Here is a 15053-nt window from a genome sequence, read left to right on the forward strand (position 1 = left end):
GTTCAAATCTGTCACCGCATAGACTCAACCCCGTGCTGAATCCTGTCCTGCTCACCTGTAACGCGAAGGTGCAGTAATAAAGCCTTGGCAGGTCTTCGGACTCAGGGGCAAGGTTCATCAATTGAACCGCCTTGCGGGGCGACTTCCCAACCGGGTTCGGTCAGTGTCTGGTGCCTGGCACCGTGCCTCGCTTGTTCCCCAATACCGCTGCGCGTCAGTTCCGGAGTCTCACCGGATTCCCGCTACCAGAGGCCTCAAGGTTGGCCGCATTGGCGAATCCTTGTTCGCTTTGGCCAACCCTTGATCACTACATCTGGTATCGAACCAAGGATTCGAGCACTATATACACGAACACCAGCGACAACAAGGCACTTTTTGCCATTGCACCGATCTCTACCGCGATCAAGGAGGTTGCATGAAACTTCGTCTACATTACTGCGCTGCCATCGCCCTCACCACCGGTCTGACGGGCGCCATCCCGGCCATCGCCCAGGACCTGGCCCAGCCCAGGCCGTTTTCCGCCATGGCCAGCCTGGACGACGGTTGGGAGCCGCTGGAGTTCCCCAATATTGACCGTCACAGTGACTATCGGCTCGCCCAGGAGGATGGCCAGCAGGTCGTGGTGGCCCGAGCCGACGCCAGTGCCTCGGGCCTGATCGCCCGGCTGACGGTGGACCCAGGCCAGCGGCTGACGCTGAGCTGGCGCTGGAAAATCTCCAACACCTATCGCCGCGGCGATGCCCGCCGCAAGGACGGCGACGACTACCCGGCGCGGATTTACGTGGCGTTCCAGTTCGAGGAAGACAAGGCGGGGCTGTTCGAGCGACTCAAGCGAGGCGCCGTCAAGACGCTGTTCGGTGAAGAGCTGCCGGGCAATGCCCTGAACTACATCTGGGCCAACCAGATACCGCCGGGCACCTTCATTGCCAATCCCTACACCGAGCAGACCGTGATGGTGGCGGTCAACAGTGGCGACGCCGAAGCCGGCCAGTGGGTGACGGTGGAACGGGATCTGGTGGCGGACTACCACCAGGCGTTTGGCGAGGCACCGCCCGCCATCGTGGGCATCGGCATCATGTCCGACGCCGACAATACCGGGGAAGCCGCCACCGCCTGGTATGGCGATGTCCAGCTACGGCGTGACGACCACCGAGAATAACCGCTGGCCGGTCACGGCTGGCCGCACTTGCCCCTAACGGGCCGGAAAACCGGGCAACAGGAAGTCGGCGTCTCTGGCGATGGCCGGGGGCACCTCACCACGGGCTTCCAGGCGGCGGTAGGCAGCGTCGAAGTCACGCTGGAGACGACGACTGTGCGGATTCTTCCGCGAGAACAGCCAGGCGCTGTAGCGGGTGCGTACTTCCTGCTCCTGGATGCCGCTGATACCCTGTTCCTTCATCACTTCCCGCACCGGGAACTGGTAATCGAGCAGGTAATGACCGCGGTCCCGCTGCAGCATGTACAGCGCCGCCAGATGGTTGGGGGCATAGGTCAGGCGAATCGAGTCCTGTTGTTCCAAGTAATCCCGCAGGCCGCCGTAGGTGTAGCCGGTGATCAGGATCAGGATACGGTCGTGGAAGGATTCGAACCGGGTCACCGGGGCGCTGCCGTCGAGCGACCACACCGACAACCGGACCGGCACCGGGCTGATCTCGGATTCCAGCACCTGGTCCTGCAATTCGGGAATCTGGCTCAGGCCGGGCCACAGGTCGATGACGCCGTTTTTGAGGTAGAAATAGATGCGACTGATGGGGAGATAGGCAAACTCCAGATCGTAGCCGGCCTCCGCCGCGACCTGGCGGGTCAGCTCGATGAACCGGCCGGAGGCACGGTTGTGCTCATCCATGAACTCCAGCGGCGGAAACTCGACATAACCCACCGTCAGTATCTGGGGCCGGGACTCTGACGGCCCCGACGAAGCGATGGCCACGGTCTGTACCAGCGTCCCCACGACCACCACGACGGCGATGAGCCATCGCCGGACTGGGCAGAAACGATGCGGACCTTTACCCCGGTTTCGGATGCTCACCCCGTTCTCCACCCGTTATTTTTGTCATTGGAAAACCGCAGCCTAACAAACTGGCGAAAAAATACACCCTCCGGCGCCAACGTCCGCCAGCCCGGGCTCAACGCAGAATCAGCAGGGGACTTTTGCTGGTCTTCAGCAGGTTGGTGGTGGTGCTGCCCACCAGGAACTGACGAATGCGGGAATGGCCGTAGGCACCCATCACCACCAGATCAATACCGTGCTCCTGCTGGTAGCCATGCAATGCCGCTTCAACGTCACCGGCACGGATTGCCAGCTCGACCTTGCCGCCCAGCGGCGCCAATTGCTGCTGCGCTTGCTGCAGTTGCTCCCGGCGATCGGCAGTGTCGGCGCCGATCATCACGAGGTGCAGTTCGAAATCGCGGAACATCGGGCTGGAGGCCAGCATCTCCAGGCCCTTGACGGTGGTGGCGCTGCCGTCGAACGCCAGCATTGCGCTGCGGGGTGGCTGGTACGCGTCCGGCACCAGCAGAATCGGGCGATGGACACTGCGGATCACGGTTTCCAGCTGGCTGCCGATGTGGATGTCACGGTCGCTGCTGCTTTCACCGTGCAACCCCATCACCAGCAACCGGGTGCTGTCCTCGATGGCGAGCAGGGAGTCGGTCAGGTCGCCGTGGCGCTGACGCTGGTGCAGGTCGCTGACCCCGGCTTCCCGCGCCCGCTCGGTGGCCGCTGCCAGCATGTGACGGCCCTGCTCCAGAGCCAGCTTGCTGCGGCGCTGATCCAGCTCCGCCAGCTCCTCCATCAGGTGCTCCCGGCTGCCCAGGCCGATGCTGCCGGCCAGGTCGGACTCGGCCGGATAGCGTTCCTGGTCCAACACATGGAACAGGGTCAGCGGTGCCGTCAGCCGCAGGCTGGCCCAGGCGGCATAATCGCACACCGCCGCCGCGGCCCGAGAGCCGTCAATACACCCAACCACTTGTTTCATAATCCCTCGCTCGCCACGGTTGTGTTTGTTTTTGCTGCTCGTCGTGGGGATTGGATCAGTGTCCCATCAGCTGGTCAACCGCTTCCGGTTTGTCGTGCACCGCGAAGCGGTCGACGATGGTGGCGCTGGCTTCATTGAGGCCAATCACCTCCACCTCGGCCCCTTCCCGGCGGAACTTGATCACCGCCTTGTCCAGGGCGCCGACCGCCGTGATGTCCCAGAAATGAGCCCGGCTCACGTCGATCACCACCCGCTCCACACCTTCCTTGAAGTCAAAGCTGGCGATGAACTTTTCCGCCGAGCTGAAAAACACCTGTCCCACCACAGTATAGGTGCGGGTCTGGCTGCTTTCCTCGAACTCGGAACGGATCAGCATAAAGTGGCCCACCTTGTTGGCAAAGAACAGTGCCGCCAGCAACACCCCGGCAAACACGCCGAAGGCGAGGTTGTGGGTGGCCACCACCACAATCACCGTGACGATCATCACCAGGTTGGTGGACAGCGGGTGGTTGCGCAGGTTGCGGAACGAATCCCAGCTGAAGGTCCCGATGGACACCATGATCATCACCGCCACCAGCGCGGCCATGGGAATCTGTACCAGCACCTCGTCCAGCACCAGCACCATGATCAGCAGCACGACGCCGGCGGTCAGCGTGGACAGCCGAACCCGGCCGCCGGACTTCACGTTGATGATGGACTGGCCAATCATCGCGCAGCCGGCCATACCCCCCAGCAGGCCGGCGCCGATGTTGGCGATGCCCTGGCCGCGGCACTCGCGGTTGCGGTCACTGCTGGTATCGGTGAGGTCGTCAACGATGGTGGCGGTCATCAGCGATTCCAGCAGCCCCACCACCGCCATCGAGACCGAGTACGGCAGGATGATCCACAGCGTCTCCAGGTTCAGCGGTACGTCCGGCCAGAGGAAGAGCGGCAGCTCGGTGGGCAGCTCGCCCAGATCGCCCACGGTGCGGATGTCCATATTGAACAGCACCGCCACCACGGTGAGCACGATGATGCACACCAGCGGCGAGGGCAACACCTTGCCCACGGTGGGAATCAGCGGGAACAGATAGATGATCGCCAGGCCTGCGGCGGTCATGGCGTAGACCGGCCAGGTTACGCCGGTCAACTCCGGCAGCTGGGCCATGAAAATCAGGATGGCCAGGGCGTTGACGAAGCCGGTCACTACGGATCGGGACACGAACCGCATCAGCTCGCCCAGGCGCAGGTAGCCCGCCAGGATCTGCAGCACCCCGGTCAGCACGGTGGCGGCGAGCAGATACTGTAGACCATGGTCCTTGACCAGATCCACCATCAACAAGGCCATGGCGGCGGTGGCGGCGGAGATCATTCCCGGGCGGCCACCGGTGAACGCGATCACCACCGCGATACAGAAAGAGGCGTAGAGCCCGACCTTGGGGTCAACGCCGGCGATGGTGGAGAAGGCAATGGCTTCGGGAATCAGCGCCAGAGCCACCACGATGCCTGAGAGCAGGTCGCCACGCACATTGGACAACCACTCGGTCTTGACGGTTTTCAGCATGACAGAATCCGGGAATTGTGGGGGTACAACGAACAACACCGGCCGCTGGTCATTCGGTAACCAACCACCGGCATCGCGAGGGCCGGGATTCTAACGTATCTGGCCCACACTAAACAGGCCCACCGTCCCCAGCCTCTGCGGTTTCCTGACTTGCCGCAACCGAGTGATAAGTTGTCACTTTCGATTTGCAAAATCGCATTTACGAGCCATTCTTGATTAAAGGACTTCTGATTAACTCCGAATCGGCTCCGCGTGATCTGCCGGGCCCGGGGTTCGTCCACGTTCTGCGCTGCGCCTTCTTTCAAGGTCCAGGCATTAGTGCAAAGTCACGCCTGGATTGCCTGGATTATGAGTGGCTCTGTGTGCCAGAGGTGACCCGGAGTTAATCAGTGGCTTCTATGTGAGTAGCGGGACGTTCTCAACCTTAGTCAGCAGCTCCCCAGGTCCCCAGGTCCCCCCAAATACAGCATGGAGTGCGTTATTTGACCTCTCGTTTCGGACTTAACCGTGATGCCTGGCAACAATTGCTGATGCTGAGCATTCCACTGGCGTGCCTGGCGGTCGTCCTGGCCTGCGTCACCTATTACCAGGCTCGCCAGCACGCGGCCCAGATCGCCGAATCCGCCGCCAGGGGCGAACTGGTGGAGCTGCGCAGCCTGCTCACCGATGCGCTGTCGGTCCCCGCCCGGGATCTGGCCGGTCTCGCCCAGGCGCCGCTGACCCAGTCCGCCATCGCCTCCGAGGCGCCGGCGCAAAAGGCCGCCCACTTTACCCAGGCTTTGTATCCGCTGATCTACCAGAATCCCGACTATTTTCAGGTGCGCTGGGTGCAGAGCTCCGGTCGGGAAGGCGTCCGCATCGACATTGATCAGGGCAGTGGCGAGATTAACGAAGTGCCCTCCGAGGCCCTGCAGGACAAGGGCCACCGGCTTTACCATCGACGCGTGATGGCAATGCAACCCTACCAGGTGTACGTGTCGGCACCCGGACTGAACCAGGAACGCGGCCAGATCGAGCGGCCCCTGCGCCCCACCATCCGGGTGGCGGTCCGGCTGCCGCCCCACGGCCGGACGGACAACGGCTACCTGATCATCAACGTGGCGCTGACGCCCATACTGCAGCGTCTGACCACGGTCGCCGGTCATCAGCTGCTGGAAGTGCGGCTGGTGAGCGGAAACGGTGACTGGATTATGCACCCGAACCCCGAGCTGGCCTGGGCATCGGAGCTCGACCATGGCCAGACCGTCGCCAAGACCGATCCGGAGTTATGGCGGGCGCTGCAAACCGCCTCGGCCAGGCCCCTGACCCTGGCGTCCGGACGCTGGTTTACCAGCCCGGTCACCCCCAAGCTTCCGGAGCGGAGTCGGGCCACCCTCGCGCAGGCCCCGACCCTGCTCCTACTGTTGCACGAAACCCCGGCCACCCTTGCCGCCCAACGTGGCCGAGCGCTGGTCGAGGCGGCCGTGGTGTTGCTGATTCTGCTGGCGGTGTTTACCGTGCTGGTGGGGCTGTTTTTCCGCCGCCTGCGGCAAACCACCAAGCTGCAGCGTAACCTTCGCAATCAGGCCGAAACCCTGTCCGAGAACAACCAGTTCATCACCACGCTGACGAACGCCCTGCCCGGCCTGGTCGCCTATTGGGACACCTCCGAAACCTGCCAGTACGGTAACGATACCTTCCGCAAATGGCTCAACCTGGACCCGGACACCATGACTGGGCTGCCGCTGAAATCCGTACTCGGCGCGGAAAACTACCGCCAGTGCCAAAGCCACATAGAGGCCGTGCTGAAGGGGGAAAGGCAGTCGTTCGAACAGATCATCAGCACCAGCCAGGGTAGCCGTACGGTGCTGGTGAACTATCTGCCGATCTTCAATCCGTTCGGGCTCACCAAGGGCTTCATTTCCCTGACCACGGACATTTCCGAGACGGTGCAGACCCGGGAAGCCCTCAGCGTGCTCAACCAGGCGCTGCAGGAGCGCTCGGAAGCGGCCGAAAATGCCGCCAAGATCAAAAGCGCCTTCCTCGCCAACATGAGCCACGAAATCCGCACCCCGATGAACGCGGTGCTCGGTCTGCTCACCATCCTGTCCGAATCGGGGCTGAACAAGCGCCAACAGGATTACGTGGAAAAGATCAACGGTGCCAGCAATGCCCTGTTGCAGGTGCTCAACGACATTCTCGACCTGTCCCGGCTCGAGGCGGGCAAGCTGACCAAGGTGGAAGAGCCGTTCCTGATTGAGGATACCGTACGCCGCTCGATCCAGCTGTTCGAGCTGGCTTTCGCCAAGAAGAAGCTGGAACTGGCGGTGTGGATCGATCCGGAGCTGCCCAAAACGGTACTGGGCGACGACCACCGACTCGGCCAGGTGCTCAACAACCTGCTCGGCAATGCCCTGAAGTTCACCGAAGCCGGCTCGGTAACCATCTCGGTGACCCTGGAGCGGCGCAGTAACAAGGTGGCGCAGGTTCACTTCTCGATCAAGGACACCGGCATCGGCATTCCGCAGAGCAAGCAATCCTTTCTGTTTGAAGCCTTCGACCAGGCCGACACCTCCACCACCCGCAAGTACGGCGGCTCCGGCCTCGGGCTGGCCATCTGCAAGAGTCTGGTGAACCTGATGGGGGGCAGCGTTGCGGTAGCCAGCCACGAGGGCGAAGGCAGCGACTTCCATTTCTCGCTGCCATTTGAGATCACCGACGCCGAACCTGCCTGGAGCAAGAAAAACCTCGGCCTGCGCCGGGTCCTGCTGGTGGAAGATAACACCACCTCGGCGGAGTTGATGAAATCCTACCTCTCGGCCTGGAAAGTTCACTGCGATCTGGCCACCACCGCCGAGGACGGCCTGGTTCGTTACCTCAGCTCGTTGGACGCGGGCAATGTCTATGACGCCATACTGGTGGACTGGGTACTCCCCGGCAAGGACGGCGTCTGGTTGTACCAACGCATCCGCAACCACCGTAACGGCAGCCTGGAGCAACCGGACCCCATCCTGATCATGGTCACCGCCTATGAGCAGGAGGACCTGATCAGTCAGTTAACCGCCAGCGGCAGCGATCAGCGGTTGCCGGCGGTGCTCACCAAACCGGTGACCCCGTCAACGCTGTTCAATGCCCTAAACCAGCGCGGCCATCTGGCCTCCAACCACCACGCCAGTGGCACCGGCATCGTCATCCCCGACCTGGCCACCCTCAAATCGCTGATTGCCGGCAGCCGATTGCTGTTGGTGGAGGACAACGAGCTCAATCAGGAGGTTGCGCTGTCCTTGCTGGCCAAATTGGGGCTGTCGGCGGATACCGCCAGTAACGGCCGCGAAGCACTGGAATTGATCGAACAGGAAACCTACGACCTGGTGCTGATGGACCTGCACATGCCGGACATGGATGGTTACGACGCCACCCGCGCGCTTCGTGTCCGCTATGGCACCGACGAGCTGCCGGTGATCGCCATGTCCGCAGCGGTGATGGAAGAAGACGTCCGGCAGGCCCGTGAGGCCGGCATGAACGACCACATCGCCAAACCGATCGATTTCCAGGTGTTGGCAAGTACACTGTGCAAATGGCTCCACCCCCAGGAAAATGCCCAGGTTACCCCGATTCTGCGGGGGGCCGAGCCGGAACCTAACGCGCTGAGGCTGCCGGGCGCACTGCAGTTCAGCGAGCTGGAGCTGCTGACCCGATTCCAGGGCGATCAGGAATTGGTGCTGCGCCTGCTGCGCAGCTTTGTCGGCCAGTACCGGGATGGGGTGCCCGCTGGTCAGGACAGCTCGGAGAGCGCTACGAATCAGTCCTCCGGGGTCAGCGAGCTGGCCCGGTTTCTGCACACCCTCAAGGGGTCGGCCGCCACCCTCGGCCTGCACCGGCTGTCGCAGCTGGCGGAAGAGGCCGAGGCCCGATTTAAGGCCGGCGTACAGGACACCGCCGAAGTTGCGAAGGAACTGGACAGCGTGCTCAGCGATCTGAGGGCCTGGTTGGAGCAGCAGGAAGAGCCGGTTCAGGCATTACCGGATGGCACCGTTTCCGGCCAATTGCAGGCCCAGCTCAGCGAGCTGCAGGAATTGATCTCCCGGTCGCGATTACCCAGTGACGGGCAATTTGAGGCCCTGAAGCAACACACCCAGCACCCGGCACTGGGCGAACGCTTCCAGACCCTGCTGCATGAACTGGAGGAATTTCGCTACCAGTCCGCCCTGGTCACCCTGGCGGATATCGAGCGGCACCTGTGAATCCAACAAGTTCCATGCTTGACGCTGGACACTTGTCATAACAGGCTATACTACCGAATGGTACATTTGTTCAAACTTGAGGCGCTCAGCCATGGACGGATCCACACCGCTAAAAAAACCGCTGCTGCTGCTGGTGGATGACGAACCCAACAACCTCCGCATTCTGGCCGAGGCGCTGCGCTACGACTATGAAATCGCCATCGCCACCAGTGGTGCTGCCGCGCTGCAGTTCGTCGAGAAGGACACCCTACCGGACCTGATCCTGCTGGATGTGATGATGCCCAGCATCGACGGCTATGAAGTTTGCCGCACACTCAAACAGCATCCGAACTGGCGCCAAATACCGGTGATCTTTGTCAGCGCCGCCACCGACAGCGAGTCGGAAGCCGAAGGCTTTCGCATCGGCGCCGTGGATTACATCCACAAGCCGTTCAACCGTTCGGTGGTGCTCGCCCGCATCCGTTCCCACCTGTCGGTACACGGCATGATGGACCGGCTGATGCAGACCGCATCGCGGCTGGACGCCTCCTTCGAAAGCGAGAGCCGTGCCGAGTTTGCCTCCACCACTGAAGCCGCCGAAAAGCTGGATGCCGAGGCCTTCCTGCTGGACGCGGTCTTCAACCACGCCATGGAAGGCATCATGGTCAGCGATGTCCACGGTGTGGTCCGCGCCGTCAATCCGGCGTTTACCCGAATCACCGGTTTCGATGCCGACGACGTGGTCGGCAAACCCCAGGACACGTTGTGCAACGAACTCAAACGCTCGGAGTTTACCGCCGACGTTTGGGAGCGAGTGCGGAAAATGGGGCAGTGGCGCGGCGAGTTGATCAACCGACGCAAGAGCGGGGAAACCTACCCGGAGCTGCGTACCATCCATTCGGTGACCGGCCCGGACGGCGGCGTGTCACACTACATTTCGGTGTTCAGCGACATCTCGACCACCAAGAAGAACCAGAGCACCATCGATTTTCTGACCTGGTACGACGCCCTCACCTCGCTGCCCAACCGATTGCTGTTTCTCGACCGGCTCAATGTAGCGGTCAAGCTTTGCAACAGCAGTGATCATGCATCCGCGGTGCTGGTACTGGACATTGACCGATTCAAGGAAATCAACGACTCCCTCGGCCTGGATATGGGCGACCAGGTCTTGATGGCCTTCAGTCAGCGGCTGGAAGCCCTGACCGGCCCCAGCGATACCGTCTCCCGCATCGACGGTGACGAGTTTGCCGTACTGCTGGCCCCTTCCCCGGCCCGCAAGAGCCACATGGCCAATATCGCCCTGGAGACGGCGACCCAACTGCAGGCCGCGCTGGAGCAACCGCTGGCGGTGGGCGAGCATGAATTCAAACTCAGCATCAGTGTCGGCCTGACCTTGCTACCGGGGCTCAGCCGGGAAACCGCCCAGGACGTGTTGCGCAATGCCGAAACCGCTCACCACAAAGCCAAGCTGGATAACTCCAACGCCATCATCTTCTTCAGTGAACGGATGGGCGTAGACGCCATGGAACAGTTTCATCTGGCGCAGGCGTTGCGACAGGCCATCGACAATGGAGAGCTGAGGCTGTACCTGCAATCCCAATGCAGCACGGAGAACGAACTGATTGGCGCCGAGGCGCTGCTGCGCTGGGAACACCCGGAGCATGGCCTGGTATCGCCAACCACCTTCATTCCGCTGTCCGAATCCATCGGCCTGATCAACCAGCTCGATCGCTGGGTGCTGGATCAGGTGCTGGCCATGATCAAGGCTTGTCAGCACAAGCTGGGACAGGTCCGCTTCGCCGTCAATATCAGCGCCGAACATTTCGCCCGGACCGATTTCGTCTCCCACATCGTCACCTGCCTGAGAAAACACCGGATCAGCGGCCACCACATCACCCTCGAGCTGACCGAGAGTGTGATGATTCAGGAGTTGCGGCAGGTGGTGAGCAAGATTCGCGCCCTGCACGGACTGGGCATCGAGGTGTCCATCGACGACTTCGGCACCGGCTATTCCAGCCTCAGTTACCTGCGCCACCTGCCGATCCAGGAATTGAAGATCGACCGCTCCTTCACCAAGGACATCGACGGCGACCACAGTGGCCGGGCCATTGTCTCGATGATTCACAGCATGGCGGTGGAACTGGGCCTGCGCACGGTGGTGGAAGGCGTCGAGACCGAAGATCAGTGGCAGTACCTGAAACGCTACCCGGAGACGGTCATCCAGGGCTTCTACCTCAACAAGCCCGAGCCGGCGGAAATCTGGCTGGCGCGAAACTTCTCGCTGGAGGCGCAGCAGACCGCCTGAGCATCGCCCGCCCTCAACCGTCGGGGCGGCGGGTGCCTACCCCGATGGGTGAGTGAAGATGGCGTGCGAACGGCACCAACTCACGCCACGGTGCTCACTCCACCGTCACACTCTTCGCCAGGTTGCGCGGCTGGTCCACGTCGGTGCCCTTGAGTACCGCGACGTGGTAGGACAACAGCTGCAGCGGCAGTGTGTAGACAATGGGGGCTGTCACCGGGTGCACCTCGGGGATTTGCATGACGTGAATGCCGTCCTGCTCCTTGAGTTCGGCGCCGCCGTCGGCAAACACGAACAGCTCACCGCCGCGGGCGCGGACTTCTTCCAGATTGGATTTCAGCTTCTCCAGCAGCTCGTTGTTCGGCGCTACGGTCACCACCGGCATCTCGCTGTCCACCAGCGCCAGGGGCCCGTGCTTGAGCTCGCCGGCCGGGTAGGCTTCGGCGTGAATGTAGGAGATTTCCTTGAGCTTGAGGGCGCCTTCCAGCGCCACCGGGAACAGCGCGCCGCGGCCCAGGAACAGGCTGTGGTTCTTGTCCATGAACGCCTTGCTCAGCTCGGCGATCTTGCCATCCAGCGCCAGCGCATCTTCGACCTGACCCGGCAGCTTGTGCAGGGCGGTGACGATGTCGGATTCGTCGGACTCGGACAGACCGTTCTTGCGCGCCAACGCCAGGGTGAACAGCAGCAGCGCCACTAACTGGGTGGTGAAGGCTTTGGTGGAGGCAACGCCGATCTCGGGACCGGCATGGGTCATGATCACCAGATCCGATTCCCGCACCAGGGAACTGCCCGGTACGTTGCAGATCGCCAGGGCGGCGCGGAAGCCCGCCTGCTTGGCCTGACGCAGGGCGGCCAGGGTATCCGCGGTCTCACCGGATTGGGAGATGCACAGGAACAGGGTGTCGGGCTGGATCACGTGCTTGCGGTAACGGTACTCGGAGGCCACCTCGACCGAGCAGGGGATACCGGCCAGTTCCTCGATCCAGTACCGTGCCACCATGCCGGCGTGGTAGCTGGTACCACAGGCAATGATCTGAACGTGTCGGACGTTTTCCAGCAGCTGGCCGGCGTCGGTACCCAGCGCCTGCTCCAGCACCCGGGTATCGGTGATTCGGCCTTCCATGGTGGCCTTGATCACCCTCGGCTGCTCATGAATTTCCTTGAGCATGAAGTGACGGTATTCGCCCTTGTCGGAGGCATCGACGCCGTGCTCGAAGCGAGTCACCGTGCGCTCGATCTGCGCGCCCTGGCGGTCCCAGATGGTGACGCCGTCGCGGCGGATGTCGGCCAGGTCACCTTCCTCAAGGAACATGAAACGGTCGGTCACCGGCAACAGCGCCAGCTGATCGGAGGCAATGAAGGTTTCGCCGATACCCACGCCAATCACCAGCGGGCTGCCTTCCCGGCACACCACCAGGTGATCCGGTTCGTTGGCATGCACCACCGCCAGCGCGTAAGCGCCACGCAACTGGGTAATGGCCGCACGAACCGCCGCCAACAGGCTGCCGGCAATGCGGTATTCCTTCTCGATCAGGTGCGCCACCACCTCGGTATCGGTCTGCGAGGTAAACTGGTAACCCTCGGCCATCAGGCTTTCCCGCAGCTGCTGATAGTTCTCGATGATACCGTTGTGCACGATGGCCAGATGGTCACCGGACATGTGCGGGTGGGCGTTGAGTTGCGACGGCTCGCCGTGGGTGGCCCAGCGGGTGTGGGCGATCCCCAGTGGGCCACTGCAGGGGTGGGCATCCACATACTCCGCCAGGGCAGCGACCTTGCCCACTTCGCGGGCCCGGTTGATACTGCCATCGGCCTGCCGCACCGCCATGCCGGCGGAGTCGTAACCGCGGTATTCCAACCGCCGCAGGCCCTCCAGCAGGATTCCCTGAACGTCCCTTTCCGATACTGCGCCGACGATTCCGCACATAAGCCTAATTCCTGTCTGTCTGATCTATCTATCGTTCTAACCTGAGGCCGGCAGTGGCGCGGTTCAGGACTTTTTCTCGGGTCGCGGCCAGTTCTGCACATTGCGCTGGCGGCCCCGAGCCACCGCCAGTTCGCCGGTATCAATCGGCCGGGTTATGGTGGAACCGGCGCCAATGGTGGCCTTGTCCGCTACTGTAACAGGTGCCACCAGCGAGGTGTTGGAGCCTACGAAAACTTCATCCCCGATCACCGTCTGGTGTTTGTTGACGCCGTCGTAATTACAGGTGATGGTGCCGGCTCCGACATTGACGTTACGCCCCAGGATGGCGTCACCAACATAGCTCAGATGGTTGATCTTGCTGCCCTCACCCACCTCGGCTTTCTTGGTCTCAACGAAATTGCCAACCTTGGTGTGGTCGGCCAGCCGGGTTCCGGGTCGCAACCGGGCAAAGGGGCCGATCTGGGCACCGGCGCCGATGTCGGCGCCGTCGATCACCGAGTGTGCCGCCACCACCGTGCCCTCGGCGATGTTGGCATTGCGGATGACGCAGCCAGGGCCGATGGAGACCCGGTCACCCAGGCTCACCTTGCCTTCAAACACCACGTTCACGTCGATCAGGATATCGTTGCCGATGCTCAGCTCGCCGCGCACGTCCACCCGTGCCGGGTCGGCCAGGGTCGCGCCCTCGGTCATCAGCCGCTCCGCTTCGCGGCGCTGGTACCAGCGTTCCAGCTCGGCCAACTGAAGGCGGTTGTTAACGCCTTGTACTTCAAACTCGGTGTCGGGCTGGGTCACGCTGACCGTCACCCCGTCCATCACCGCCATGGCGATGATATCGGTGAGGTAGTACTCGCCCTGGGCGTTGTTGTTGGACAACCGTGGCAACCAGTCCTTAAGGAGCCTGGCCGGCAACGCCAGGATACCGGTGTTGACTTCAGTGATGCGATGCTGGTGTTCACTGGCGTCCTTCTGCTCAACGATGGCCAAGACTTTGTCGGCTTCGTCACGGATGATGCGGCCATAGCCGTGGGGGTCATCGAGGGTTACGGTGAGCAGTGATAGTGAACACTCACCGACCTTCAATACCAGCTGCTGCAAGGTTTCAGTGCTGGTCAGCGGCACATCGCCATAAAGGATCAGCACGTTGGCGTCGTCCGGGATGTTCGGCAACGCCTGCGCTACCGCATGGCCGGTACCCAGCTGCTGTTCCTGCAGCGCCCACTGGACGTCGTCCGCCTCGGTGATCGCCCGGACCTGGTCGGCACCGTGACCAATGACCCCATGGATGCCGGCCGCACCGAGGGCGCGGGCGGTGTCGATCACATGGTGCAACATCGGCTTGCCGGCCACCCGATGCAACACCTTCGGCAGTGCGGATTTCATGCGGGAGCCCTGGCCGGCGGCCAGGATGATGACGTGAAGTGGGCTCATGGTCGAACGGGTCTCCTTGTGGCCGCCAACGGGCACGGGTGCTTCAATAGAAATCTAGCGCAAAACAAGCGGCGTAACAGAACGCCAGGCGGGGCGGGGTTTCACCGCTGCGCGTCCGCAAAATAAAAAAGCCGCAGCCTCAACGCAGGGGCCAGCACTGATGCTGTCCCCGCCGTCCAGGATGCGGCTTCGGTGATCGGCGATCCCTGACCGAAGACGATTACTTCATCTTGCGGCGCAGCTGCTGAACGGTACGAAGCTGGGCAACAGCTTCGGCCAGCTCTGCAGCGGCACGGGAGTACTCGAATTCACCGGTCTTGCTGGCAAGTGCCTTCTCGGCTTCGCGCTGGGCTTCCACAGCCGCGGCTTCGTCCACATCCTTTGCACGAACCGCGGTATCAGCCAACAGCGTGACGAGGCTCGGCTGAACCTCGAGGTAACCACCGGAGACGTAAAGAATCTCTTCCTCACCGCCTTGCTTGATCACCCGGACCGGGCCGGGCTTGAGCGCGGTCAGCAGAGGGGTGTGGCCTGGGGCAATACCCAGGTCACCCTCTGTACCGGCGGCGATCAGCATTTCGATCAGTCCGGAATAGATCTTCTCTTCGGCACTCACCACGTCACAATGCACGGTCATACCCATGTCAGTTGCCTCTCTGGTCGATCA

At 62.2% G+C, this 15053-nt stretch carries 9 protein-coding genes and 1 riboswitch; of the genes, 3 read left to right on the forward strand and 6 right to left on the reverse strand.

What is annotated here, in order from left to right; translation table 11 throughout:
- Positions 1-70: 70 nt before the first annotated feature.
- Positions 71-265, reverse strand: a riboswitch (cobalamin riboswitch).
- A gap of 150 nt (positions 266-415) precedes the next feature.
- Complete coding sequence (locus N6L25_RS00075) at positions 416-1159, forward strand: DUF3047 domain-containing protein (RefSeq protein ID WP_271976858.1); 744 nt, start codon at positions 416-418, stop codon at positions 1157-1159.
- Between the two features lie 33 nt (positions 1160-1192).
- Here N6L25_RS00075 and N6L25_RS00080 read toward each other — a convergent pair whose 3' ends face one another.
- From N6L25_RS00080 to N6L25_RS00090, 3 genes are all read right to left on the reverse strand, one after another.
- Positions 1193-2029 (reverse strand): substrate-binding periplasmic protein, encoded by an 837-nt coding sequence (locus N6L25_RS00080; protein WP_271976859.1) that lies wholly within the window; start codon positions 2027-2029, stop codon positions 1193-1195.
- 97 nt (positions 2030-2126) lie between these two features.
- Positions 2127-2978 (reverse strand): universal stress protein, encoded by an 852-nt coding sequence (locus N6L25_RS00085; protein ID WP_271976860.1) that lies wholly within the window; start codon positions 2976-2978, stop codon positions 2127-2129.
- Positions 2979-3033: 55 nt separating this feature from the next.
- Entirely contained in the window at positions 3034-4521 is a 1488-nt protein-coding gene (locus tag N6L25_RS00090) for a SulP family inorganic anion transporter (protein ID WP_271976861.1), read from the reverse strand.
- Between the two features lie 482 nt (positions 4522-5003).
- Between N6L25_RS00090 and N6L25_RS00095 the strand changes: the two genes are divergently transcribed.
- Together N6L25_RS00095 and N6L25_RS00100 are read left to right on the forward strand one after the other, a co-directional pair.
- Positions 5004-8744, forward strand: coding sequence for a hybrid sensor histidine kinase/response regulator (locus N6L25_RS00095; protein ID WP_271976863.1), 3741 nt, complete (start codon positions 5004-5006; stop codon positions 8742-8744).
- Between the two features lie 91 nt (positions 8745-8835).
- A complete protein-coding gene (locus N6L25_RS00100; RefSeq protein WP_271976865.1) occupies positions 8836-11028 on the forward strand; it encodes a two-component system response regulator in 2193 nt (730 codons plus the stop codon).
- Between the two features lie 94 nt (positions 11029-11122).
- Here the strand turns inward: N6L25_RS00100 and glmS are convergent, their stop codons facing one another.
- The 3 genes from glmS to N6L25_RS00115 form a co-directional block, all read right to left on the reverse strand.
- Entirely contained in the window at positions 11123-12955 is a 1833-nt protein-coding gene (gene glmS / locus N6L25_RS00105; protein ID WP_271976867.1) for a glutamine--fructose-6-phosphate transaminase (isomerizing), read from the reverse strand.
- A gap of 63 nt (positions 12956-13018) precedes the next feature.
- Positions 13019-14386: a bifunctional UDP-N-acetylglucosamine diphosphorylase/glucosamine-1-phosphate N-acetyltransferase GlmU gene (gene glmU / locus N6L25_RS00110; RefSeq protein ID WP_271976868.1), complete on the reverse strand. Its 1368-nt coding sequence runs from the start codon at positions 14384-14386 to the stop codon at positions 13019-13021.
- A gap of 220 nt (positions 14387-14606) precedes the next feature.
- Positions 14607-15029: a F0F1 ATP synthase subunit epsilon gene (locus tag N6L25_RS00115; protein WP_271976869.1), complete on the reverse strand. Its 423-nt coding sequence runs from the start codon at positions 15027-15029 to the stop codon at positions 14607-14609.
- Positions 15030-15053: the final 24 nt, after the last annotated feature.

The organism is Marinobacter sp. SS21, assembly GCF_028369065.1.
GTDB lineage: Bacteria > Pseudomonadota > Gammaproteobacteria > Pseudomonadales > Oleiphilaceae > Marinobacter.

Excerpts from the sequence above, each read along its gene's own strand:
- N6L25_RS00090 (WP_271976861.1), bottom strand. The coding sequence starts at position 4,521 with ATGCTGAAAACCGTCAAGACCGAGTGGTTGTCCAATGTGCGTGGCGAC.
- N6L25_RS00100 (WP_271976865.1), top strand. The coding sequence starts at position 8,836 with ATGGACGGATCCACACCGCTAAAAAAACCGCTGCTGCTGCTGGTGGAT.
- N6L25_RS00085 (WP_271976860.1), bottom strand. The coding sequence starts at position 2,978 with ATGAAACAAGTGGTTGGGTGTATTGACGGCTCTCGGGCCGCGGCGGCG.
- N6L25_RS00115 (WP_271976869.1), bottom strand. The coding sequence starts at position 15,029 with ATGGGTATGACCGTGCATTGTGACGTGGTGAGTGCCGAAGAGAAGATC.
- glmU (WP_271976868.1), bottom strand. The coding sequence starts at position 14,386 with ATGAGCCCACTTCACGTCATCATCCTGGCCGCCGGCCAGGGCTCCCGC.
- glmS (WP_271976867.1), bottom strand. The coding sequence starts at position 12,955 with ATGTGCGGAATCGTCGGCGCAGTATCGGAAAGGGACGTTCAGGGAATC.
- N6L25_RS00075 (WP_271976858.1), top strand. The coding sequence starts at position 416 with ATGAAACTTCGTCTACATTACTGCGCTGCCATCGCCCTCACCACCGGT.